Origin of the sequence: Rubrivivax gelatinosus (assembly GCF_016583785.1) — a bacterium.
Lineage (GTDB): Bacteria > Pseudomonadota > Gammaproteobacteria > Burkholderiales > Burkholderiaceae_C > Rubrivivax > Rubrivivax gelatinosus_B.
Window position 1 is genome coordinate 1 of record NZ_NRRU01000090.1, and the last position, 21,532, is coordinate 21,532.

At 63.2% G+C, this 21,532-nt stretch carries 17 protein-coding genes and 2 pseudogenes; 8 read left to right on the plus strand and 11 right to left on the minus strand.

Going from position 1 to position 21,532, the window contains the following annotated elements:
* From CKO43_RS19840 to CKO43_RS19860, 5 genes are all read left to right on the plus strand, one after another.
* Positions 1-466 (plus strand): DUF2345 domain-containing protein (locus CKO43_RS19840; protein WP_200379696.1); only part of this gene is annotated, 466 nt, incomplete at its 5' end.
* 11 nt (positions 467-477) lie between these two features.
* Positions 478-1,374: a DUF4123 domain-containing protein gene (locus CKO43_RS19845; protein ID WP_200379697.1), complete on the plus strand. Its 897-nt coding sequence runs from the start codon at positions 478-480 to the stop codon at positions 1,372-1,374.
* Positions 1,371-1,892: a DUF3304 domain-containing protein gene (locus tag CKO43_RS19850; RefSeq protein WP_200379698.1), complete on the plus strand. Its 522-nt coding sequence runs from the start codon at positions 1,371-1,373 to the stop codon at positions 1,890-1,892. The genes CKO43_RS19845 and CKO43_RS19850 overlap by 4 nt, the downstream gene beginning before the upstream one ends.
* Entirely contained in the window at positions 1,889-3,655 is a 1,767-nt protein-coding gene (locus CKO43_RS19855) for a T6SS phospholipase effector Tle1-like catalytic domain-containing protein (RefSeq protein WP_200379699.1), read from the plus strand. The genes CKO43_RS19850 and CKO43_RS19855 overlap by 4 nt, the downstream gene beginning before the upstream one ends.
* Before the next feature lie 108 nt (positions 3,656-3,763).
* Complete coding sequence (locus CKO43_RS19860) at positions 3,764-4,126, plus strand: hypothetical protein (protein ID WP_200232090.1); 363 nt, start codon at positions 3,764-3,766, stop codon at positions 4,124-4,126.
* A 128-nt stretch (positions 4,127-4,254) separates the two neighbouring features.
* On the opposite strand, the gene CKO43_RS19865 is transcribed toward CKO43_RS19860, so the two are convergent.
* The 8 genes from CKO43_RS19865 to CKO43_RS19900 all read right to left on the minus strand — a co-directional run bounded on the left by CKO43_RS19865 (position 4,255) and on the right by CKO43_RS19900 (position 16,303).
* Positions 4,255-4,713, minus strand: a complete 459-nt coding sequence (locus CKO43_RS19865; RefSeq protein WP_200379700.1) for a DEAD/DEAH box helicase family protein — start codon at positions 4,711-4,713, stop codon at positions 4,255-4,257.
* Positions 4,714-5,425: 712 nt separating this feature from the next.
* Positions 5,426-6,292, minus strand: coding sequence for a hypothetical protein (locus CKO43_RS19870; protein WP_200379701.1), 867 nt, complete (start codon positions 6,290-6,292; stop codon positions 5,426-5,428).
* The gene (locus CKO43_RS19875) at positions 6,289-7,092 is read right to left on the minus strand and encodes a hypothetical protein (protein WP_200379702.1); all 804 of its coding nucleotides are present in this window, start codon (positions 7,090-7,092) and stop codon (positions 6,289-6,291) included. The genes CKO43_RS19870 and CKO43_RS19875 overlap by 4 nt, the downstream gene beginning before the upstream one ends.
* 330 nt (positions 7,093-7,422) lie before the next feature.
* Positions 7,423-8,472: a hypothetical protein gene (locus tag CKO43_RS19880; protein WP_200379703.1), complete on the minus strand. Its 1,050-nt coding sequence runs from the start codon at positions 8,470-8,472 to the stop codon at positions 7,423-7,425.
* Positions 8,460-9,701: a translation initiation factor eIF-2B alpha/beta/delta subunit family protein gene (locus CKO43_RS19885; RefSeq protein ID WP_200379704.1), complete on the minus strand. Its 1,242-nt coding sequence runs from the start codon at positions 9,699-9,701 to the stop codon at positions 8,460-8,462. Before CKO43_RS19885 ends, CKO43_RS19880 begins: the two co-directional genes overlap by 13 nt.
* A 171-nt stretch (positions 9,702-9,872) precedes the next feature.
* The gene (locus tag CKO43_RS19890) at positions 9,873-10,628 is read right to left on the minus strand and encodes a M48 family metalloprotease (RefSeq protein ID WP_200379705.1); all 756 of its coding nucleotides are present in this window, start codon (positions 10,626-10,628) and stop codon (positions 9,873-9,875) included.
* Between the two features lie 1,659 nt (positions 10,629-12,287).
* The gene (locus CKO43_RS19895; protein WP_200379706.1) at positions 12,288-13,112 is read right to left on the minus strand and encodes a glycoside hydrolase family protein; all 825 of its coding nucleotides are present in this window, start codon (positions 13,110-13,112) and stop codon (positions 12,288-12,290) included.
* A gap of 20 nt (positions 13,113-13,132) precedes the next feature.
* Positions 13,133-16,303, minus strand: coding sequence for a CHAT domain-containing tetratricopeptide repeat protein (locus CKO43_RS19900; protein ID WP_200379707.1), 3,171 nt, complete (start codon positions 16,301-16,303; stop codon positions 13,133-13,135).
* Between the two features lie 600 nt (positions 16,304-16,903).
* Here CKO43_RS19900 and CKO43_RS19905 point away from each other — a divergent pair.
* Positions 16,904-17,103: pseudogene (locus tag CKO43_RS19905) on the plus strand (DUF1688 family protein); the annotation flags it as partial.
* Between the two features lie 25 nt (positions 17,104-17,128).
* Here CKO43_RS19905 and CKO43_RS26355 read toward each other — a convergent pair.
* Both CKO43_RS26355 and CKO43_RS19915 read right to left on the minus strand, forming a co-directional pair.
* Positions 17,129-17,896: a PEPxxWA-CTERM sorting domain-containing protein gene (locus CKO43_RS26355; RefSeq protein ID WP_200379708.1), complete on the minus strand. Its 768-nt coding sequence runs from the start codon at positions 17,894-17,896 to the stop codon at positions 17,129-17,131.
* Between the two features lie 399 nt (positions 17,897-18,295).
* Positions 18,296-19,564 carry a PIN domain-containing protein gene (locus tag CKO43_RS19915; protein ID WP_200379709.1) on the minus strand — a complete coding sequence of 423 codons (1,269 nt, stop codon included), beginning with the start codon at positions 19,562-19,564 and terminating at the stop codon, positions 18,296-18,298.
* Positions 19,565-19,942: 378 nt separating this feature from the next.
* On the opposite strand from CKO43_RS19915, the gene CKO43_RS19920 reads away from it, so the two are divergent.
* Positions 19,943-20,842, plus strand: a complete 900-nt coding sequence (locus CKO43_RS19920) for a restriction endonuclease (RefSeq protein ID WP_200379710.1) — start codon at positions 19,943-19,945, stop codon at positions 20,840-20,842.
* A gap of 111 nt (positions 20,843-20,953) precedes the next feature.
* On the plus strand, positions 20,954-21,241 hold the full coding sequence (locus tag CKO43_RS19925; RefSeq protein WP_200232086.1) for a type II toxin-antitoxin system Phd/YefM family antitoxin: 288 nt from the start codon (positions 20,954-20,956) through the stop codon (positions 21,239-21,241).
* Between the two features lie 97 nt (positions 21,242-21,338).
* Here the strand turns inward: CKO43_RS19925 and CKO43_RS19930 are convergent.
* Positions 21,339-21,532, minus strand: a pseudogene (locus CKO43_RS19930) (hypothetical protein); the annotation flags it as partial.

The window sequence follows — 21,532 nt, forward strand, 5'->3', positions numbered from 1 at the left end:
CACGCTGGCGGCGGGGCAGAACCTGGAACTCGCCAGCGGCGGCGCGCTGCGCATCCACACCGGCCAGAACATCGGCGTGCTGGCCGGGGCGGTGAAGCCTGGAGAACAGGCCGCCGGCAAGGGCATCACCTTGATCGCCGGCCAGGGCGACATCAGCGTGCAGGCGCAGAGCGACACGATGCGCGTCGCGGCCAAGCAGGACGTGAGCATCCAGAGCGCCAGTGCGCATGTGGACTGGGCGGCCGCCAAGAAGATCCACTTCGCCACCGCGGGCGGTGCCAGGATCACGCTGGAAGGCGGCAACATCATCGTGGAGTGCCCCGGCAAGATCTCGGTCTGGGCGGGCAAGAAGAGCTTCACGGGGCCGCAGCAAGCCAGCTACGCCATGCCGCAGATGCCAAGCCAGGTTTGCGTGGCGTGCCTGCTGAAGGCGCTGAAGTCGGGCTCGGCGCTCGCCAGCGTGTAAGGCGGCATGCCATGGAACTCATCGCGTCCGATCCAGCCTCCATACAGTCCCTGGAGTCCGTCGTGCGGCTCGTCAGCGACACGGAACCTGGCTGGCACTGGCACGCCCTGGTAGACCTGGCCTTCGACGAAGGAAGCCCGCGGTGGCCGATGTCGTCACCACCGATCGCGGTCTATGACCAAGGCCGGTGGGAAGCGTTCTCGCAGGTGTCCCCGGTGTTCTGGGAACTGGCGCAAGGCGAGCCTGCACTGCTGAAGCGCCAGGCGCAGACGATGAGCCGCTATGCGGCAGCCCGGCCGATGCTGTCTTTCGTGCGCTCGGACCTGTCAGCGTCCGACCTCGCATCGGCGATGCGAAGGTTCATCGAGGTCGAGACGGCAGATGGACAAGCCTTCGTGCTGCGTTGGGCCGATACCCGCGTGGCGGTTTGCCTGCCTCACTCACTCAGCCCACAGCACTGGTCATCGTTGGCATCGCACTTCGCCGATTGGCAGGTCATCGATCGTCACGGTGCGCTGGTGAGGCTGCCTATGGCGGCAGCAACCACCACTTCAGGCGCATCAACTGGGCACGGCCGGCTTCGGCTTTCCGACGGCGAGTTGTGCGCCTTGTTGCGCGCCGGCGAACCAGATTCGCTCATCGCGATGCTGAGCGACCAGTTCGCGGACTTGCTTCCGTCGGAGAACCGCGCCGCCGTCTACACGCAAGCAGCGCGGGTGTGCGATCTGGCGGATGAGTGTCACCTCGACGCGCCCGTGGACAGGTTGTACTTGTTCGTGGCCTGCCGCAGCGCTGGGCGGAACATCGAAGACGACCCGCGGCTCGCCGCATGGCTTCGGGCGAAGTCATGGACAGCGTCCGGCGACTTCGCGCAAGCACTGGGGGATTTTGTGGAGTCGATCGAATGAACTGGCGCGTGCACGGGCCGAGGGCTGCCCGGTGGCTGCTGCTGGCGGCAGGCGCCGCCATGCTTGTGGCCTGTGGAGAAGATGAGAAGACAGCCGTGAGCTACGAGGCCTACAACCACACCGATCGAAGCATCATCAACATCATCATCAACGGCGAAGGTGGGATCCTCAATGCGCCTGCGCACGACGGCGGCGGTGAAATGTGTTGCGTTGTGATCCCGAACGAATGGCGTCCGGGTTTGAAGGCGACGATTAAGTGGAGGGAGTCTGGTGATTTCAAGCGCGACGAGCGGGGACAAATCGTCCGGGTCGATGGAGTGCCTGTCGTCATCGAACGGCCCTACAAAGAAGCGACGGTTGAGATTCCGAAGTACGGCAAACCACTGGGGCGATTCCGTATTCACTTCCTGCATGCCGGAGAAGTCCGCGCCGTAGTGAGCTTGTACGGTCCGACTCACCGCGACTACCCCATCCCCCTCACCAACGAGCCAGCTACGCCAGCCAGAGCGCCGCAATGACGACCACTTCACCCCAACCCTTCCCTGAAGGTGGCGTGCGGAGGCTCTCGACCAAGGAGCAACTCCAACGCGCCAAGGCCCTCGCGTGCACACTGCCCGCTGAGCGACTACCTACCTGCTCAGGTCAGGTCTTTGTAGGCCTGTTCTTTGACGGCACTGGCAACAACATGAGGGCCGACTACGAGCTACCCCCACCGGAGCTGCGTAAGCACAGCAACGTGGTCAGGCTGTTTCTAACCTACCCCCCATCGACAAGGCGGCCGGGCCACTTTCGGTTCTACGTTCCAGGTGTCGGCACCCCGTTCCCCGAGATCGGCGACAAAGGCGGCCAACTCGGGTCTGGCTTCGCGGCAGGAGGAGAAGAGCGCGTCCTCTGGGGTTTCACTCGGCTGGTCAACGCACCCCATCAGTACGTCTTCGATGACGCGCCGCTCATCTCGGACGCCGACGCGAGGACGATCGCAGCCAACGTGTCGTCCACTGGGACGCCCGGCGCGATGCGTCGCGTTGTATTTCGTACTTGGCAGGACAAGCTCAAAGCTGCGCTGAAGGACAAGAAGCCTCGCGTCGAACAGATCAACCTGTCCGTCTTCGGCTTCTCCCGCGGCGCCGCACAGGCCAGAGCCTTCGTGAACTGGCTTTTCGAGACTTGCGAGCCTGAGGGTGGAGGCTGGACGTTCGCCGGGATCCCCATTCGCCTGCAATTCCTGGGCATCTTCGACACGGTCGCATCGGTCGGCTTGGCCAACCTGTACGACAACGGCGTACTTTCCGGGCATCAGTCGTGGGCCGATGGAAACCTTGAAATCCACCCTGCAGTCGAGCAGTGCGTGCACTACGTGGCCGGTCACGAAATCCGGGCCTGCTTTCCGCTCGACTCGGTGCGTGTGAAGTCGAAGTACCCTTCCAACGCCATGGAGGTGATGTACCCAGGCGCGCACTCTGACGTTGGCGGCGGCTACGCGCCCAACGCCCTCGGCGTCTCTCCCAGTCAGGAGTCGTTCCTCAGCATCATCCCCGGCGTCAACATGTACCACGAGGCGCGAAAGTCCGGTGTGCCGTTGCGACCTTTCGATTCGCTCGAACCAGAGCTTCAGAAGTCACTGACGCCATCTGGCACCGTGATCCAAGACTTCAACGACTACCTGCGGTTGGCCAAGCTCGGAAGCGCACCAGTCGAAGACATGGGCCGACGGCACATGAGCCTGTACTTCAGCTACCGCTTCAAGCACTTGCACTCGGCTCAGTACTACGCCACGCCGCCGTACCACAACGCCAACTCCAAGGACCGCGGCTATCTCTACAAGACGCAGCGCACGCTGTTCATGCAGATGGCGAAGCTGATGGACACGGTCACCGCGCGAGAGCCGGCGTATGCGGCGAGCTGGCCGTTCCTCAAGCTGTATGGACAGATCGTTGATGGCGCCCGCCGCAGTTGGGACGAACTCAGCGCGGCGCCGTCATTGTGGGAGAAGGCGTGGTCCACGGCCTGGCGCTCGATCGCAATCGGACCGATTCGCCTGGGCACCGTGGTCGACAACGCAGAACCCGCCTTCGTGGCCGTGGGAAAGAACCCGATGCAGCACGCCTTCGAAGTGGCGCAGAGCATCAACGTCGAAGCCGTGACGCCTGAGATCCAGACGTTCTTCGATCGCTACATTCACGACTCGCAGGCGGGGTTCATCGACATGGGCATGGACGAGTACCAGCGAAATGGCATCGGCTTCGTCAAGTTTCGCACCGTCTTCAAGGGCGCCGACTGACTGCGACGCGTGGCGATGTCTGCAAGCGCGCTGTCACCCGATCAAATTTCCTTCATGGTCGAGCCAGGCGGCAGCCTTCGGTGCGTGGGATCTTGTGACGCCGCAGCGATGCAGCAGCAACTGGTACTCGCCTTCGGCGCGTCGGTCCTGCTGGAAGGCGGTCTCGTGCTCATCACCGACTGGTTGCCGGGTCTGAACTGGAGAATTCAAGTCTCGCCACAGCTGGCCGAAGAGCTCCCGAGGCTCACCGTCGAGCGCATCTGGAACCAAATCGAGCCGTACCTGTTGTGCTGGTTGGACGAGCAAGCCGACGCGGGCATCTTCGCGCTTCCGCGTGAATGGGGAGAGTGCGTTCTTGCGCCCGCGGTGTACCAGTGGCCCCCGGATCCGGAGGGGTTCACCTTCCGCTGCGTTTGGAGCCAACTGCTTGATCAAGGTGGTCGGCAAGTCCGCGGGATCGCGGCACGCTGAGTTATCCACAATCTCGCGCCGCGCGGGGTTATCCGCAGTTTGAAGACCTTCGAACACTGGAATTCCGGTGTTCATGACCACTGGACTCGCTGATCACGTCGCCGGACTGGGTGATCACGAGCACTGGATTACGCACCCACCACCAAGATCTTCTTGCCACGCAGGATGGCGGGCAGTGCCCAGAGGTCGGACTGACTCGCCTCGTCGACGATGACCAGGTCGAAGACACCGAGCTGCGCAGGCATGCTCTCCGAGACCTTGGCGTGGCTCATCACCCAGCACGGAATCGCCCCCTGCGCGTCGAGCATGGCTTTCTGGGCGTCTCGCCGGTAGCGCGTGGCGTTGGGGCCCGTGCCTTGGCCGATCTTTCGGATAGCCACGCGGTAACTTTCCAGCGCTGACAGTACTCTGGCCGAGGCCTGAGCCTTGGTCTGCAGCCAGGCCGACTTGGCCACGAGCTGCTCATACTGCTGCGCGAGCACCTTCTCCAAGTCTCTGCGACGATGCGAGAGCATCAGCAGCTCCTTGCGCGCTTCGATGCTGACCAGGTGGCCTTGATGCGAGCCCAGTTCCAGGCCTCGCGCCAAGACATCGGCAGCGCCTCGTCGTCACCAGTGGAGCAGAGCACCTGCGAGCGCAAGCGAGCCGCCCACTTCTGGCCTCCAGCGCGTTCAGTGCGGCCGCACTGAGATGGTTGTCTGCTTCGATGCTGGCGGCTTTCGCCGTTCTATGACCGCAATGGGTCGTGTGCGTGAGTTCGGCGCTTGGGACAGCGGTCGCTGGTCTGGCCGAAGCAAAGCCTGCCGAGCATCCGTTGCTGCCAACGTCAGCAGCACCTCAGCTACCGGTCGTTCACGCCGCCCTGGGCACGACAGCTCACCGACCGGAACGCGGCCGACAACGCCATCTGCCTGCGCACCGGCGACCGACCGTACCCGCTGCACAGCAGCCGCCCGGCCCCTGGGCGGCTGCTCTAGACTGAACTGACGCATTCGATTCTGCGCGCCGAACGTCAGCACCGGCCAAGACCGGTCGTTTGGGCGCCACCGCGACGAACGCACGCTGATCGCACAAACCGAACGGACGCGAAACGGCAGGCTAGCTCAAGGCGGACGGCCGCTCTTGCCCAGTGTGGCCTCAACAATCCGACCCCGAGTGGGAGTTGCCGGCGGAACATCACCTACCACAAGGCAGTCGGGCAGTCGTTTCAAATGACATATTTTTGATTTGCGGAGGCGCCGGCGTTGGGAAGAAAACTCTTGGCAAGCCACTTGGCTACCGCCCGCAATGTTTCGAAAATCATTTGCGGCCAGAAAGCGCGTCCGATGCGGGCACCCAATGGCCTGGCTGCCTCTCGATCTGCATGCGCCTAATCGCATTTCCGGCTTGGTGTCCTATCCCTTTGCCTTCGTCCGCCAAGTACAGGAGGCGCAAGAAACGCGCGACAAGCGCTGGATGTGTCCCACCGCTGCGAACGCGGATCGGCTCGTTATCACGGGAGTTGTAGTGCAGGCCCGCCCCGTGGTCCAGCAGCTTAGAGCACAAGCGCGGATAAGTGTCAGGGCACACAGCCTGCGCGACCAGAGCGTTCGACACTTGCATCAGCGTATCTGTGTCCGGTCCACTTTTCCCGACTAGGGCTATTGCAAAGACGTCGGCGTCGAGTTCTTTTCGCTGCCTCTCGTTGCTAAACACTAGCAGCCCGCCAGGAGGCTCGTCAAAGTCGCTTTCTAGGTGGCCCAGCGCCAAGTGCCCCACCTCGTGGGCGAGGATCCATTTAAGGATTGCTTTCCCAAAGGCTCGGTCAATTCGCGCCGAACGAGCGCAGCATGGATCATCTCTTGTAAAGCGGATCACGAGCGAGTCGATGAGCCGCATGTCGCAGGAGATTGTTCGCTCGGCGGCATTGGCGACGCATCGGTTATCCGCCTCGTCAATGACCTTGGGCGTGGAGCGGAATCCGCGGACGTGTATCCGCATTCTTATGTCGCGTTCAGAGAAATCGAACTGCGTCCATCGCCGATCGCCGCTTGCAACAAGTGACACAAGCGCGTCGAGCCCACCGGCGCGCGGGGGCGGAGCGCCGGCGGCAATTGCCGGCATGGTCAAACCGATGGCCGCCGCGAAGACCGGGGCCCACTGCCGCAGGATCGGCGCCCGTTTCACTTGTCGCGCAGCGCGAACTGGATAGCAGTAGCCAGATTTGCGGACAGGGTGGCAGCGCCGGTTAGCAGCTTTGCTTCCTGCCGCTCGCAGGTGAGCTCGGACATTTCAAGGATGCCTTTGAAACGCTCCGTTTGAAAGTCGGAGTACGCGTAGTAGCCGGCCAGCGCCGCCGTGTAATTGTCTCGCATGAACTTCTCGGCATCTAGACCAAGCGTGATCGCCAGTGCCAGCGCGATGCCGTGCATGCCCGAAGCGTCGCCCACCTTCTGGTATCCGACGCTCGGGCCGAGTGAGCAGCTCTTGCCGGAGGAGTCGGTGTGCAACGCGAGGAATATCTTAGATTTTAGTTTCGGTGTGTAGTCATCGGCGCCGACCAGCAAGGCGCGTATCTTTGCTCCATTCGCGGAGAGGCCCGAGAGCTTTTGAACCGTACCAACTGCGACCAGTGCCGCGGCCTCCTGTTCGTTCACGAGTTTTCCTTGCCCGCCGGTCTTGCCCTTCTTGCGCGGGTAATGACCGATCTGAATGATGATGTCATATCCCCTGGAGGCATCCCCCCGGGCTACTGGAGCCGCGCGATGCGCCTGTCGCGCTTTATCGGCCCAAAACTTTAGGTCGTCTTCGGAGAAGGCCCGCGCCGGAGGGGCGCGCAGTTGGCGGCGCAAGGGAGAGGACAGGACATCCTGTAACTCGGCGCTCCCAATTCCAGCCACGGCGGCCGAAGCGGTCGCGGCAGGGCCCCCTAGGTCGGGGCTTGCGGATATTGGGAGGGAAAAGCACAGCCCGAAAAGAATCGTCACGAAAGCTCTCATACGCGCTCCGAACACCCGACTGAAGTAGGCGTTGGCGGATGATAAGCCGAGTGCACCTGGAGTGAGTCATTCACTAGGAGCCCGTCTTCGGCGACGTGGCACAGTGCCTTACGTTGACGCATCATCTTGAAGCCCCCAATTGACCAAGTTGAGCGCCGCCGTTGCCCGACCTTTGCCCACGCCCCCATCGCACGCGGTGCTCGAGCCTGCCGGTGTCCGGGGATTCCTTGGACTGGTGCGCGAATGACGGGCTTCGCTGCGGGTGGCTGCGTGGCCCCGTCATCCGATCGCGCAGCACGCTGGCGCAGTCCAGGTGACTCAACTGCTGAGCGCGTTCTTGACAGCCGCGATCTGAGCAGCGGTGACCGTGCTTTCAAAGAACGGTGGAAAATTGGGTACCGTCTGGCTTGCTTGACCCAGCAGGGCGCGCCATTCCTCGGACAGCCCCGCGTTGTTCATCCAGGCGGCAAGCTCGAACTGTTCGGTTTCTTTGGCTTCCCGGAAATAGGAGTCCAACCAGATGGCCAGCAGCCGCCGTCGCACGGCGGCGCCCACCCGGTCGACATGCGTCTTCACGAACGCCCGCACTTCCGAGAAGCTCAGCGGCGTTGGATCAACGCTCAGTCCTTGTGCACAGTACAGAAGCGACTCGGCCTGGTCCTGCACCATGCCGTCGCGAAGATCGATCCAGTCTTGGTCGCTACCCAGATCGGCTTGTGCGCAGAACATGGCCGCACTCGTCATCACCGACAGCCTCTCGCGGACGACACCCGTCTGCTGAGGGTGGTTAGTGATGGCCTGCAGCCGCGCAAGGGAGTCCTGGACCTGGGCGCGTGCCGATTCCGCGCCGGGTGGGTTCGCCGACCAACACCTCCAGATCTGCTCGAGTGTCTTTCCAAGTCGGAGGCAGGTGAACTCCGCCCTCATGGCAGCGAGCGTCGTTTGCTCCTCGGCAAAGAGTTCCTGCGCCACGCGGCGGACATCGAACAAGCGAACTTCCTTCAGATCAACATCGGCCGAGTCGAGCGAGAACGAACGCGGCTTTTTGAGCTGGTATTGCCCAGGTTGGTCCGAAACACTAGCGCTGAGCCGGACCACGGTGGGCCTGGCGGGGGTGCTTTGCCACAAGAACTGGCCCTGCTCACCGGTGGAGACTGAGTCGGTATCCGCTCCTAGCGCGTTCTCGTCGAAACGAAGCGTGACGAGCGCCTGGTTCGCCTTGGCCCTGACGGGAGTGCCCTGAACCGGGTAGATGTTGACGAAGCCTTTGGTCGTCACATCGGCCGCGGTGGCCAGCGGCAGGGCCCAGATCAGGAACTGAAGGCCAACGCAGGACCATCGGGTCCGGGACAGCGTCAGCTGGGACATACATCGCCCTTCAGCTTGAACGTGCGATCTTCGAAGACGAAGCCGTTGGGGTTCGCTTTCTTCCAGGCGAGCACCGCCGCCGACGAGGCCACGTTGCAATGGGTCAATTCCTTGAGCGTTGATCGGATCAATGCCCTGTCATCGTCGGCGACCTTCTCGGAACCTGCGTTTTGCTCAAGCTGGATCAACTCCTCCAGGCTGCCCGGATCACGGTTGCGTCGCACACTTTCAATGACGGCAAACGTCCTTGCACCATCGTAGACAGACCTGCCTGCGGCTTTCACGGCGGTGAGGTCGGCTTGCTGCGCGGCGGTCAACAGCGTGGTCAGGTAACTCGATCGCTGCGCGACGATCGCTGGCACGATCGACTGGGCGACGGAAACCGTCAGCGTCACCACTGGTGACACCACCGGATTGCCGTTTGAGTAAACCTGGGTGGAGGCAGGATCAAGACTGCCCTTGAAACTGACCCAATATGCGCTCGATTGGTCAAGCGGGCGTCCCACGAGCAGAATCCGGCCACGGCGCAGCGGCGTGAGGCCGGAGCCGTTGGCGGCCGCAATGGCCTCTTCGGAATAGAACTGCACCGTGTAGTCAAGGAGCTGCGTGTTGGCGCGGTTGGAGATCACCAATGATGCTGCCTTGATGCCGAGGCTCACTGCGGCTTGGCTCGCGCCCGGAATGAATGGGCTGCCACCTTGCGCCAAAGCGCCCACCTGCGCGAGCGCGTCGCGCGCTTCCTCGTTCTTCTCGGAACTCACGTCCACCACGCGGATGCGGACGAAGGGCGCAACGCGCGCGTCCCAGCGCGGTTCGAAGTGGATGAGCAGGTTGGAGAAATTCAGCGGTTGATCGGCACGCACGCCCCGCTGGTACCAGGCGACAACAGGGGCAGAATCGCCGCTGCTCGCCGTTCCAATCTCCAGTACGACCGCAATGTCCTTCGTACCTTTGGCCTGCGACGGCGGCAGCGTCACGTTGTTCAGGATGAGCGAGAGCGGACTGCCATGGACGATCGTCAAATTGGGATCATCTTTCAGCTGGTCGGCGCGTTTCAAAGGATATTCAGCCTGCTCCAGATTGGCCGACACATAGAACACCCTGTTGTCGTAGAAGCTGGGGGTGTTGACCACGAACCTATCGCGCTCCTCGAATCCGGGCTGTTTGGTGGTGGTGCAGCCGACGGTGCAGAGGCATAGGGCAATGGTCAGAATTTGTGCTTTCTGCATTCGATCCTCGCGGGGATTGGAATAGCGCAGGTCACGTTTGTGACTCGTGGGTCGCCTCTCTGGGTTAGCCGGATGCTAGGCCTCCTCGTCTTTCGTTGTATCGTTCAAACTAGGGAAGTGAACACGCGTTGGGTCCTGTTTCGTGTTGGTGCGTGCTGGGCGCCTTGGGGGTCACCGTGAGAGCGCTTCCCTTGCCGACGCCCATGAGCCACGCTCTCGCTCAACTTCCAGTTGGTTGAGGACCTGCTTGGCGAGGTAATTTATCGAATTCTGATTCGTCCCTTCGCCCGCGAGGTAGAGCAGCCTGACGAATCGCGCCACGAACGCTGGATGCTTGCCCCCGCTCTGGATTCTTATCGCCGCACCGGTCGCCGAGTTGTAGATCAGCCCGACGCCGGGGTGCAACTTCTCGCAAGGTTTCGGATACGCCTTTGGGCAAAGAGCCTGGGCGAGGAGGGCGTTTGCAATCTGAAGAACGACCGCGTACTCGTCTAGACCGGCGGTTTCAAGGTTGCCGACCAGGTCCATTGCATATTTGTCGGCCGCGAGCTCTTTGGCCTGCTGCGCGTTGTCAAAGATCAACAGGCCACGTGGCGGATCGTCCCAGTCGCTCTCAGCGTGTTCAAGCGCAATATGGCCGATCTCATGAGCGATCATCCATTTAAGCAGAACTCTCTTGTAAAGCGCCCGGGAGTCTTTCAGCGACAGGAACTTGTATCGGCCCGTGAGACCGAATTGCTTGGTAAGGGAGTCGATGAGCCCGAGGTCGCACACCACCTTTCGGAAAAGGGAGCTGGCGGTGCAGCGGCTGTCATTCTCATCAATGACGGTAGGCGAGGAGCGGTGGGAGCGGACCAGCAGCTTTAGTTTTACTCCTCGCTCGTCAAACTGATATTCCACACCGATCCGCGCGTCGCTGCTCAGCATCAAACTGATCAAGCCATCCAGCCCGCCGCGATCCGAAAGTTGGTGCGGCTTCGTCGCTGTAGAGGCGCAGCACAGGGCCGACGCGACAAACAGCAGGATGAAAAGCGCGCCGCGCAGAGCCAGCCCACGCTTGGGCCCACGATGCACTTGTTGTCGGCGGCGTCCGTGTGGAGTGCGAGGAAGATCCTCGATCGCAACCCCTTCGTGTAGTCGTCGGCGCCAACAAGCAGGGCCCCACCGGAACTGCGAGGCCAAGGCGGATGGCCGGCGCCTTACCGATCCGGACGAGCTGTGGGCACAGCTTGGTTCACTTCCCGAGCTTCGACGGCTGGCCGCACCCAATTGTGATCGCACTTACGAAAGCCTTGTTCAGGAGGCACACTGCGAGAGTCGTGGTCCGACGACGAAAGGCATTAGGCGATGTCGGCTCACGTGGCGCAAGACTACGGACGCGCGAACGGGGAGATCGTGCACATCGTGCCGACCCAATCTCTAGGATCGTTCGTCAGCGGGACCGTGGACATCAGCGCCTATACGGCACGTCGCCCGATTGAACTAGGCGAGGAGGATGCGCGCTTCTCCTAAAGGCATCGGCGCAACTCGCAAACTGGCTCTCGACGCACTGATGGTTCGCCAGCGTGATTTTGTCTTGTTTGCTAGCACACGGTGTTACCGCAGCTATCTCCGCAACTGCGGCAGCGCGTGCAGGTTCCGTTGATGACGCGCGAACAGTTGTCCATGCATCGCTGGTTGTCGGATCCGCCGCAAGGCGATTGTGCGAAAGCCATGATCGGCATACTGGCCGCGATACCCAACATGATCCCCCTGCCGAACTTGATCAGAGCATCACGCCGCTCGAACGTCACAGCGGGACGAGTGCGCCATGCGTACGCCACCAGGTGCGTGATCCACAAGACAGAGCACGCCGCTCCGAAGCCGATCGCCAGGACAAACGCTGGATGGCCGAAGACAATGGCGCACACTGCGGAGACTGTCCAACCCACTACCGCCATTCCGGCGGATTTGCGTAGACACAGAGAACAAGAGCCGAGTTTCGAGGTGACTTGACGCAGAGTTCCAATTTGATCCTCCCTGTGTTGTTTAGTGCCGAACCTTGCGTGCACAAGTCCCCTGCCCGAGCAGACGGCGCGTTTCGCAGCATCCTCTTATCCCGGTTTCACATCTTCCCCTAAGTGTAGGGGGGCCAGTGAGATACGTGCTTGGATTCTTCGCCACGGTTCGCACGCCGGGCTAGAGGGAATTCCGCGAGTCGCCGGGCATTCCATCAGTATGAATGAAGGAAAGGGGAGGGAAAGGACAGTTTGACCTGCCCCCTTTTGCCGAACCAATGTTGCGGCAGGAGTCCTGCGGCCCGACGACTGCTTGGTGCCAGCTAGCGTGAGTAGAGCCGCGGCCCGCGACCGGCTGCAACCGACCCCTTGCTGTCGTAGCGATCTTCGGAGACCGGTCGTTCGCGAGCTTCACACTGCCGGCCCTGCAGATGCTGACGAACGGCCGCAAACTCGAGGTATGCAGCCGACGACACCCCCCCCGTTTCTCTCGCCTCTGCCAATCGATCTACCGGGCGAGTAGAACCTTTGAATCTCTGTTCCAGTGTGCGACGGGCTCGTACCGGCAAGATTGCAGGAAGCCATCTCGCTATTCCAATCCCCTCTCAAACAACAGCGCCTCAGCCTCTCTCCTCTTCACCAACCCTCGAGCGTTCCGATCCTTCTCCCACAGTCGTTTCATCGCCCGGATCCGCTCTGGTACATCCCTGAACCTTTTCGCGCGCATCAACTCTCGGATCTCGTACATTTCTACCCGGTTAGGGTTGCTCTTCGAGATTAATGTGCCACGGTTGTATACCAGCGAGACCAGTGCGCCAAATGCGTCGTCTCTTAACTCCCCGCAATTCGGAAACGCCGATTCCGCTTCATTCGTTGGATAGGGTAAGAAATCGAGGAATTGGCTATTGGCCACTTCCCACGGAATGTCGACGGACTGCACAGACGGTAGCGCATCGCGTGCCTCTTGGCCCGATAACCCGACTACACTGTAGAGCAGGTCCTTGCGATCTTGCGAGATTAATGGCCAATCGCGATCGATGAAGCGCCTGTTAGCAAACAGTAGGTCATACCCGACACCAATGGTGACGCCCGACCCGCCACCCGGCCAAATCGGCTTCCGATAGCGAACAACATATGCTTCGGGGCTCGCGACCTCGAAAGCAATAATAGTGTCGATGGCGGCTTGCGAGAGCTTCCGCGTCGATCGCTTTCCCCGTGGAACTCCTTTGAGTTCTGACGGGTCAGGGTTCGGTCTTCGGAATCCCCAAGCGTCCTCCACTAATTGCGAATCGGACGCTACTTCTTCTAGCAACCCGAAGAGAGGGTCCGACCCCTTTGCGGCGCAGGCGATTGTATGGGCGGCTAAGCCGGCGGCAACGAGGCCGCCCTCGAAGAAGAATTGGCGTCGCTGCACAGTAAAGGTTCTCCTTTTCCTCAATACGGATCGATCGCCACGAAAGCGGCCCAGGCGTGAGGATGCGCGAATGATGTCCCTCTTGCGTCAAGGGACTGGTCCGCGGCAAGCGAGCGCATCGCATTTCGCAGGGAGTCGGCCACATTCCCGCCGCTCTGCACCATTCTCTCCACGGTGTACGTCGTCAATCGTTCTCCCGCCTGATCGGGTACGGGCGCATGTGTCGCCAACACTGCCCGAGCGCCTGCTTGCAGGAAGGCACGCGTGAGCCCGCTAAAGCCCTCCCCGCCGTTCGCTCCGGCCGCGGCGGTGTTGCACGCGGAGAGGATAACCAGCGACGCGTTCAATCGAAGCCGCGCCACTTCGGACGAAGTCAGAAGTCCATCGTCGGACGGATCGAGCATGCCGTCGGCGCGCCTGCGGCCCGGCGTGAGAGCTAGCGCGGGTTCAACAAGCGCGCCGTCGAAGTCACCACTAAGCAGGGCATGCGTGGAGAATAGAACGACGCCAGCATTGGCCATTGTGCCGGCGGCGTTGTGGCGTTCGACCTGGCGTTCCGTTGCGTCGAGCTGCAACAAGAGATGCTCGGGCGCGGCCTTCAGCAATGCACCCAGTTTGCGAACCTCGCCATCGCTATATTCGAGACGATTCAATTCCGCCAACGCGCTCGCTTGCCCCGCCCCGCGGAGGTAGAACCGCTGAGCCGCTGCCGGGCTCCTTGGCTCTCGTGAAGAGGAGACCGCGCCGCGGCGACTCAGGCTTCCGGCTTGTTCCGGCGCGGGAGGAGGATCGGCCACACCACGAAATGCCGGATCGCCGATGCCGAAGAAACTCAGCTTCGGCATCGCTGGAGGCGGGCTCTTCCGCGCAATTTCAAGCGCATTCACTGAGGGAAGCACCGCGATTACCTTGTCAAGTCCAAGCCACGCAGTTTGGCGTAGCAACGACGGATCCACGTCGCCCTCCACGCCACCGGGGGGCGGTTGGCTGACGAGCGCCGCGAAATTGAGCGCCAGCAGCGGCCCTTCAGGGACGACGATCCATCGCTTCTTGTTTGCAAGCACGGATGAGATTTCGCGGTGACCGAAAAAGGCGCGATACAGACGATGCGCAAGCGCGCGGTCGTAGCGAAGGAACTCGTTCGCGTCCTTCGGACTTCCGAGCGGCAGAGTCTTCCCGCCTTCGGCGGGGTTCGCGAGTGCCTCGTGCAGCTCGTCGACGTGTCGCGACATATCCGCACCGTCTATGGGGATCTCCGCCCATGCCGATTGACCACGGGCGACCGCGAACACGACACCCCGGCTCACTTCACCACCGAACTTCGGCATTCCGGGGAAAAGAAGCACCACGGCTTCGTCGTCGCGCAAGGGGCCCGCACTAGTCGCATCTGAGAGGGCGGCAATTGACACCGGTTCGGGCCTAATCCTTTCGAATACACTCGGCAAGGCCCTGCGGAGAGCCGCGGCGTGTGCGGTCAACCGCTCGGAGGCCGTCAGACGCTCTGCCGACAGTCGGATCCTCTCAGCGTCGCCTTCGGCGCCGCGTTTGGTAGCCAAGCTAATTGCACTATCAAGTGCAGCAACACCATCCCTTGCCTTCGCCCAAGCAGCGAAAGCGTCAGTTTTACCTGCGCGCGAGGCCAGCTCGCGCGCCGACGTCTCGTTGAAGGCAGCGCTCGACACCGAAGGGTGTGCGAGCTGCGCGATCTCAAAGCCTCGCGCGCGGCTATCATCCTGCCCGCTTTTCGAGGCGTCGTTTCGGTTTTGCCAATGCAGCTTCAGTAAGTAGCTGGCCCGCTCGCTGACCCAGTTCCTCAAGTTATGGCGGTATTCTTCATTGGCTGACTCGCGGATTGACGCAAGTTCGGAGCGCCATCCCGCTAGTTCCGCCTCCAAGTACGGCAGTGCGTCGCCGTGCCGATTCAACATCCAAAGGCTCACGCCCAAGTTGCGGTTCAATCTCACCGTCTCACGATCGCTCGGACCAAAACGTCGTGTCGCAATCTCCACTGCCCTTCTACGGATTGAAAACGCCTCATCAGTTCGGCCCAGACTCTGCAAAACTCCGCCGAGACTCTCGAGGACGGCAGGGTTGTCGCTGTCGGTCTCAAGGCGGCGCCGGTAGATTCGCTCGGCCTCAGGTGCTTCCTCACGTTGCTGGAGCATGCCGGCGAGTTCCAGCTCAAAATCTTTGTGCTGTTTCGGACCCAGTGCCGCGATTACCCTCCGCTGGTACATGATGGCGGTCTTGAGATCCCCTCGGACCCGTGCTGACTTGGCTAGATTCCAGAGAGACATCCAATTCGCCGCGTCACTACTTGCTGGAAGTTGTTCTTGGCCCGCAAGTACCGCCCGATAAAGTGCCTCGATCTGAGTAGGCGCCTTACCGGCTAGGCGCTGCGCGTAGGCGGCGATTTCGGATAGTTGGTCGGGGGACGCCCCGGAAACTGCCTTCTCGTAGATCTTTACCGCCCTGTCATACCAAATCCGAGCATCATCCGCACGGAACTGAGCGATGAGGTTGTCTCCGTGGCGTTCATAGAGGGCAGCTAATCGGAACGGATTTTCAGGTCTCACAGCCTCCTGGTGGGTTTCAGCTTCGTGCCAATAGGGCTCAGCGTCGGCCACCCTGCCTGCCGCCTCCAACGCAGAGGCGAGCACTCGCGCCGTATGCGCGATGATCACCGAAACTACCGGTACCAGCTCGCCAGCGATGGCATGCGCCTCCGTCGCATCGGCTACATTAAGTCCAGTGTTCTCGCGTTCGATTCGCAGATTGATTCGCGTGTCTAGTCCCAGCAGCAATGCCATCTTCTGCCTTCGCTTTCTCCCGATCTGAATCAAACGTTCAGCTATCGACTCTCGCTCGGCCATTGCCGTAAGACTTTTTGTGTAAGCGAGGTGGCAGGCCAGCGCCAGCAGTGGGCGCGCCGTGGCAGGGTGATCGGGTCCGAATGTGCTCTCGTACAAGGATAACGACTCGCGTCTGGCATCTAGCGTTGCCGTCGCCGACATAGCGTTGCAGGACAGATTCCGAAGGCGGTTTTCCTCCAGCAATTTCATCCTTTGCAACTGGGCGGCGGTGGGCGCGGCGCGGTCCGCGGGAATTTTTTGTGCCGCCAGTTCCTGCGGCTCAATGAATTCGCGAGGAAGAAATTGCGCATGGCTCGGCGCGGCGACTGCGGTGAGCATCCATGCGAGGCCAAAAAAAAGCATTCGAGAACGCATGGCCGCTGATGTTCCCCGAGCGCCGGCGGCAAGTCAACTGTAGATTCGTGCACCTGAATGGATCGCCTCCAGCCTCCTGAGGAATCGACGAACCGCGAGCGACGGCGTGGCTTGGAACGCCATCATTGGCCGGCTGTCAGGGGCGGTATCGGCCCTAAAAGGCAAAAGTTTTCAACGTTGTTTATGGATAGAAAGGGATGGGAAGCGCGCGAAGCGCAAGGGCAAGGGCAATGACTTTCGTGGAGTCACCTCCGGGAGTGATTGATTTGTGCGAGTCGACTTCGGCTAGCGAGTGTCGCTTTGGCCGTCCCGTTCCCGAGGTGCAGCTTACTGGCGCAACGCCGAGTGACTCCTTATGGCCGGGTCCTGCCCGATGTCGGCGGTGCAGTCAGCTGACCTTCGACTTAGGGGGTGCCTGCAGCACGGATCTGGGCAAGGCCCACAGGGCATCGGCTGACCGGTGTCAGGCACTCACGCGAAGACCCGGACTCGGCCAGGAGCGGGCCCTTCACTGGGGCAGCTAGCGGTCGCCTTGCCAAGTAACTCGCTGGTCAGTTCTTGGGCGACGAATTTGTCGTCGAGTGGCGCGCGCTGACCGTCAGGCCGAGCGCGTGCGCGCGCGCCTGGGCCGCAGCGCGGCGCAGCTGCCGCTGGCCTGCATCCTGGTAGGCGGCACCTGGGCCGCCGGGAGGCAGATCGCCTCCGAAAAGCGCAACGGCGGCGTGCCGCCGGTGCAGATCGACAGCGACGGCACCGTCTTCTGACGGACCGGCGCTGCGGCGCGCGTGGTCACGCCGACAGGCCGCGGCGACGGCGCGTCGCGCCGCCGACGATCGCCATGCCGCCCAGCATCAGGGCCCAGCTCGAAGGCTCCGGCACTGCCGAGGGCACCCCCACGATCGAGAACCGGTCGGCGTAGGCCGGGTCGATCGTGAAGACGGGGTCGACGAAGGCGTAGGCGGTGCCCAGCAGCTGGTAGGTGCCGACATTGGCCGACGCCGCCATGTTCACGAAGTTGTCGGTGTTGCTGTAGACCTGAATGACCTGGTCGACGACGAAGCCGGTCGATCGGGGGAACGCGGGGTTGTCCTGCGCGATGGCCTGGGCGACCACCCCGTCGGTGAACGCGGGGTCCACTCGGAACTGCGCGACCGACGTGAAGCCGCCGCCCGTACCCGACGCCTCGCCGTAGGCCTGCACCCGCACCGGCACCAGCACCCAGGGATCGCCCGTCACCTGGAACGAATACAGGATCTGGCCGTGGCTGACGGCGATGCGGGCCGGGTTGCCGCCCGAACTGGCCTGCGTGGTGATCGTGCCGCCGTGGGCATCGCTCATCTCCACGCTCGACGACGCGCCTTCGTAGGCAGAGGTGTAGCTGGCTGGCGCGGGCGTCGTGCCCTGGTGGAGGTTCGTGCCGCCGGCCGAGGCGCTGCCGATATAGCTCACCGCGTGCGCGCCCTGGGGCAGCGCGGCCAGGGCCAGCAGCATGGCCAGGCCCAACGCGCCAGGGCGTCCGGCGTTCTCGTGGCCAGCAAAGCGGGGGCAGATGTTCACGTCGAGTCCTCCTGAGGGCGCCGGGAAAGACTCCCGGTACCTTGTAGAACGCGATCCCGACCGGGTTTGAGACACGCCGGGGCGCCACCCCCCCACGTTCAGCAGCCGAGCACGGGCGTCCCCGAAGCAGCGGTCGTTCGGTCACGCGCTGGAGATGTCTAGTCCATTGCGGGAGGCACGACCCCTCGCCGCCCATGCAGGCACCTGCAATGTCAGCTGTACCGCCCGTACCGGGCGGTGATGGCTGCCGTGTGCCCGACCCTGAACGTCAGCAAAGTGGCCAAGACCGTGAGTTGGGGGCCGCCGGCCACCGACCGCAACCGCTGCACAGCTGCCCTTCCACGCCGACCAGTCCGCTGAAGCCGCAGGGTTCGACGCGTCGCGCACCACGCGGCCACCTCATGCGCCGCCGAAACTCGGATACGAGGCACGGCCACCGTCGTCGACCCGCACCACACCCGCCGCCACCAAGTCGTTGAAGGCAGCACTGACCGCATCGTCGGTCGCGTCGATGCCCAGGAACGACTTCAGCGACCGGCGAAGCGACGGCAGCTTGGTGGGCCGTTTGTCGCCCATCCTGCGCAGGCTGTTGGTCAGCCTGTCCAAGGTCTGCTGGGCGCTGCTCGCCGCCTTCGCGGGCTTCGTCGCCTTCTCGGTCCCGCCTGGCTCTTTGGCCGGCTCCTTCCAGGCGGGCGATGCGACCTTCTGCGGCGCTGGTGTTCCGCCGGCCGGTGCGGCTGCGGTCTTCTTCGCGGCCGTGGCCTTCTTCGCCGGTGCCTTCTTGGCCACGGGAGAAGCCGTGGCCTTCTTGGCTGCAGCCTTCTTCGCCGGGGCCTTCTTGGCAGTAGCTTTCTTTACCGCCACCTTCTTGGCCGCCGCTTTCTTCGCGGGTGCGGTCTTCGCAGCGGTCTTGGCTGCTGGGCTGGTTGGCGCTGGGCTCGCGGGCGGCGTTCCCGTCGTCACCGCCGGCTTGACCTGGCCATGCGTCAGCCGCTGCACCGCGAAGCCCATGCCCCGCGCGTGCTCGATCATCGGCTCGTAGCCCTTGTCGTTGGCCACCACGACGATCGGCGAGCCTGGGTTCCGCGACGCGATGTAGCCCAGGTAGAACGACAGGTGGAAGTCCAGCGCGTTCTTGCCGGGCCGGCTGATCGGTACCGCGGTCGCGTTCGTGCCGAAGGACGCGAAGCGGCGTTCGACCTCGTGCTGATGGGGCCCGTGGAAGACCCAGACCTGGCCGGCGCCCGGCACCAGGCTTCGGAGTTCGCCTTCGGTCGGCTGGACGTTTTCGTAGTCCACCAGCACGTGCGGCCCGGGCGCTGCGGCCCGCGCCGGCGGGATGCGCGCGATCGTGTGCTGGGGCGGGTACTTCGCCGCGTTCAACGCCAGCTTGTCCTTCACGGCCTGGGCGACGTCGATGCGGCTGTGGTTGGCCAGCTGCAGCAGGTAGAGCAGCACGTCGGCCACCTCCTCGCCGATGCGCTGCTTGACGGCGGGGTCCTCGTGGGCGCGGGCTGATTGCTCGGGCGACATCCACTGGAAGATCTCGGCCAGCTCCGCCGCCTCCACCATCAGCGCCGTGCTCAGGTTCTTCGGCGTGTGGAACGGCTGCCAGTCGCGCTCGGCGGCGAAGTGGCGCAACTCGGCCTGCAGCTCGGACACGTTCATGCGGAGCCTCCCTCGTTCTTTGCGGCGATCTTGCCAGCGTCTGGGGCGGCGACGGTGCAACCGGTTGGCCGTCAGCGCGACGGCTCCACCATCGTTCTCGACGCCTTCTGCGTCGCCAGCCGCGGCCTGCGGGTGTTCGGCTCACGCGGCGGGGTCGGACTGTCCGACCCCGTGGATGGGTGTGAACGCGGGGCCGCACCGGCATGTGCGAGTCGGTCCAGAGAGAGAAGGCAGAGGCCGAAAGACTTGGATGGCAGGATAGGCTGACCGCCAGCAAATGGCTGCCATCCGCCTCGGCGGATGGGACGATGGCCGCGGGTGCGGCAGGCGCTTGCGCCGGTTTCCGCGCGCCAGAATCGGCGCAGGGAGAAACACGATATGGCCAGGCGGAACCAAGGAGGCCTCGCGGAGGCGGTGATGGAGTTATTCGCGCTCATGCCCTGGTGGGTGGGCGTGATCGCGGCGCCGCTGTTCTATCTGCTGCTGCATCCCGTTGCGACGCAGGCCGTGCCGGTCGCCACCGAGGTGGGCCAGTACGGCGCCATGGCTACCCGTACGATGTGGAAGACCTTCGCCTTGTTCGGGCAGTACCTTCTTCCGTTCTTCAGCCTGGTGGGCGCCGCGATGTCGGCATGGCGCCGCCGCCAGCGCCGCCGCCTGGCGGCGGAAGTGGCGCAGAACCCGTCGGCCGGGGTGCTCGACGGCATGAGCTGGCGCGAGTTCGAGATGCTGGTCGGCGAGGGCTTCCGGCTGCAGGGCTTCCGCGTCGTCGAGACCGGCGGCGGCGGTGCCGACGGCGGGGTCGATCTCGTGCTGTCGCGGCCGGGCCAGAACGGCAGCGAGAAGTACCTCGTGCAGTGCAAGCAGTGGCGCGCCTACAAGGTGGGCGTCGACGTGGTGCGCGAGCTGTACGGCGTCATGGCCGCCAGGGGCGCGGCCGGCGGCTTCGTCGTGACCTCGGGGCGCTTCACCGACGAGGCGCGGCGCTTCGCGAGCGGGCGCAACGTCGAACTGGTCGACGGGCCGCGGCTGCGGCAACTGATCCAGAAGGCGAGGGGAGCGGGCGTTCAGCCTGCGAGGCAGGAGCCGGCGCTGAAGACGCCAGCGGCTCCCGTCGCTTCAGCGCCCGCGCAGCGGGACGGCGACGAGCGGCCGAACTGCCCGGTCTGCGGAAAGCGCATGGTGCGGCGCGTGGCCAAGCGCGGTGCGAGCGCCGGGGCGCCTTTCTGGGGCTGTGTCGACTATCCGGGGTGCAAGGGGACGCGAGGAATGGGGTGAGGTCGCGCGGTTGGCGGTGTAGCTGCAGGCGGCCGGAATGCGGATCGCCGCCGGCCAGGTGGGTCGATGATGGCGACAACTCGGCTTCGTCGACCCAACTGGAGGAATGCCATGCGTGACACGTCTCGAACGAAGCCGTTCAGCGACTTCGTGGCCCATGCCTCTGAGGTTCTCGCCGAGGTGGCGGAGCAGCGTCGGCCCTTGGTCCTCACGGAGAACGGAGAGCCCAAGGCCGTTCTTCAGGACATGGCCTCCTATACGGAGACGCAGGAGACGCGGGCCTTGCTGACGATGCTGGCGCTTGGCCAGCAGGACGTTGATGCCGGCCGAGTGAAACCTGCAGCGGACGTTGTGGCGCGGCTGCGCGCAAAGCGGGCGCGGGCCGGTGGCCGCCAGTGACGTGAACCTGGTGCCTAGCTGGACTCATGAAATCGAGACCATGCGAGCCTTGTTCACTCCAGAGCGCCAATGTCGGGACCCGGCCAAGAGCAGAACTTCACCAAGGTCCGCTTTGTGGCGGTCTGGCGGCGGGCAGCGCGTCCAAAGAACTGCGCACGGCGCCCCCGCCCATCTTCAGCACGTGGGTGTAGATCATCGTGGTGGCCATTGCGGAAATACCCAGAACCACGCCCACGACATCGCCGCCCTCGGGTACTTTCGTTCGAGCGCGTGAGGCGTATCGACGCCCGC

What these genes read in the sequence shown, in the direction of transcription:
- CKO43_RS19880 (WP_200379703.1), bottom strand. Translation starts at nt 8,472, where the DNA reads ATGTCCCAGCTGACGCTGTCCCGGACCCGATGGTCCTGCGTTGGCCTT.
- CKO43_RS19920 (WP_200379710.1), top strand. Translation starts at nt 19,943, where the DNA reads ATGGCCAGGCGGAACCAAGGAGGCCTCGCGGAGGCGGTGATGGAGTTA.
- CKO43_RS19885 (WP_200379704.1), bottom strand. Translation starts at nt 9,701, where the DNA reads ATGCAGAAAGCACAAATTCTGACCATTGCCCTATGCCTCTGCACCGTC.
- CKO43_RS19925 (WP_200232086.1), top strand. Translation starts at nt 20,954, where the DNA reads ATGCGTGACACGTCTCGAACGAAGCCGTTCAGCGACTTCGTGGCCCAT.
- CKO43_RS19900 (WP_200379707.1), bottom strand. Translation starts at nt 16,303, where the DNA reads ATGCTCACCGCAGTCGCCGCGCCGAGCCATGCGCAATTTCTTCCTCGC.
- CKO43_RS19860 (WP_200232090.1), top strand. Translation starts at nt 3,764, where the DNA reads ATGCAGCAGCAACTGGTACTCGCCTTCGGCGCGTCGGTCCTGCTGGAA.
- CKO43_RS19850 (WP_200379698.1), top strand. Translation starts at nt 1,371, where the DNA reads ATGAACTGGCGCGTGCACGGGCCGAGGGCTGCCCGGTGGCTGCTGCTG.
- CKO43_RS19845 (WP_200379697.1), top strand. Translation starts at nt 478, where the DNA reads ATGGAACTCATCGCGTCCGATCCAGCCTCCATACAGTCCCTGGAGTCC.
- CKO43_RS19855 (WP_200379699.1), top strand. Translation starts at nt 1,889, where the DNA reads ATGACGACCACTTCACCCCAACCCTTCCCTGAAGGTGGCGTGCGGAGG.
- CKO43_RS19890 (WP_200379705.1), bottom strand. Translation starts at nt 10,628, where the DNA reads ATGCTGAGCAGCGACGCGCGGATCGGTGTGGAATATCAGTTTGACGAG.
- CKO43_RS19915 (WP_200379709.1), bottom strand. Translation starts at nt 19,564, where the DNA reads ATGAACGTGTCCGAGCTGCAGGCCGAGTTGCGCCACTTCGCCGCCGAG.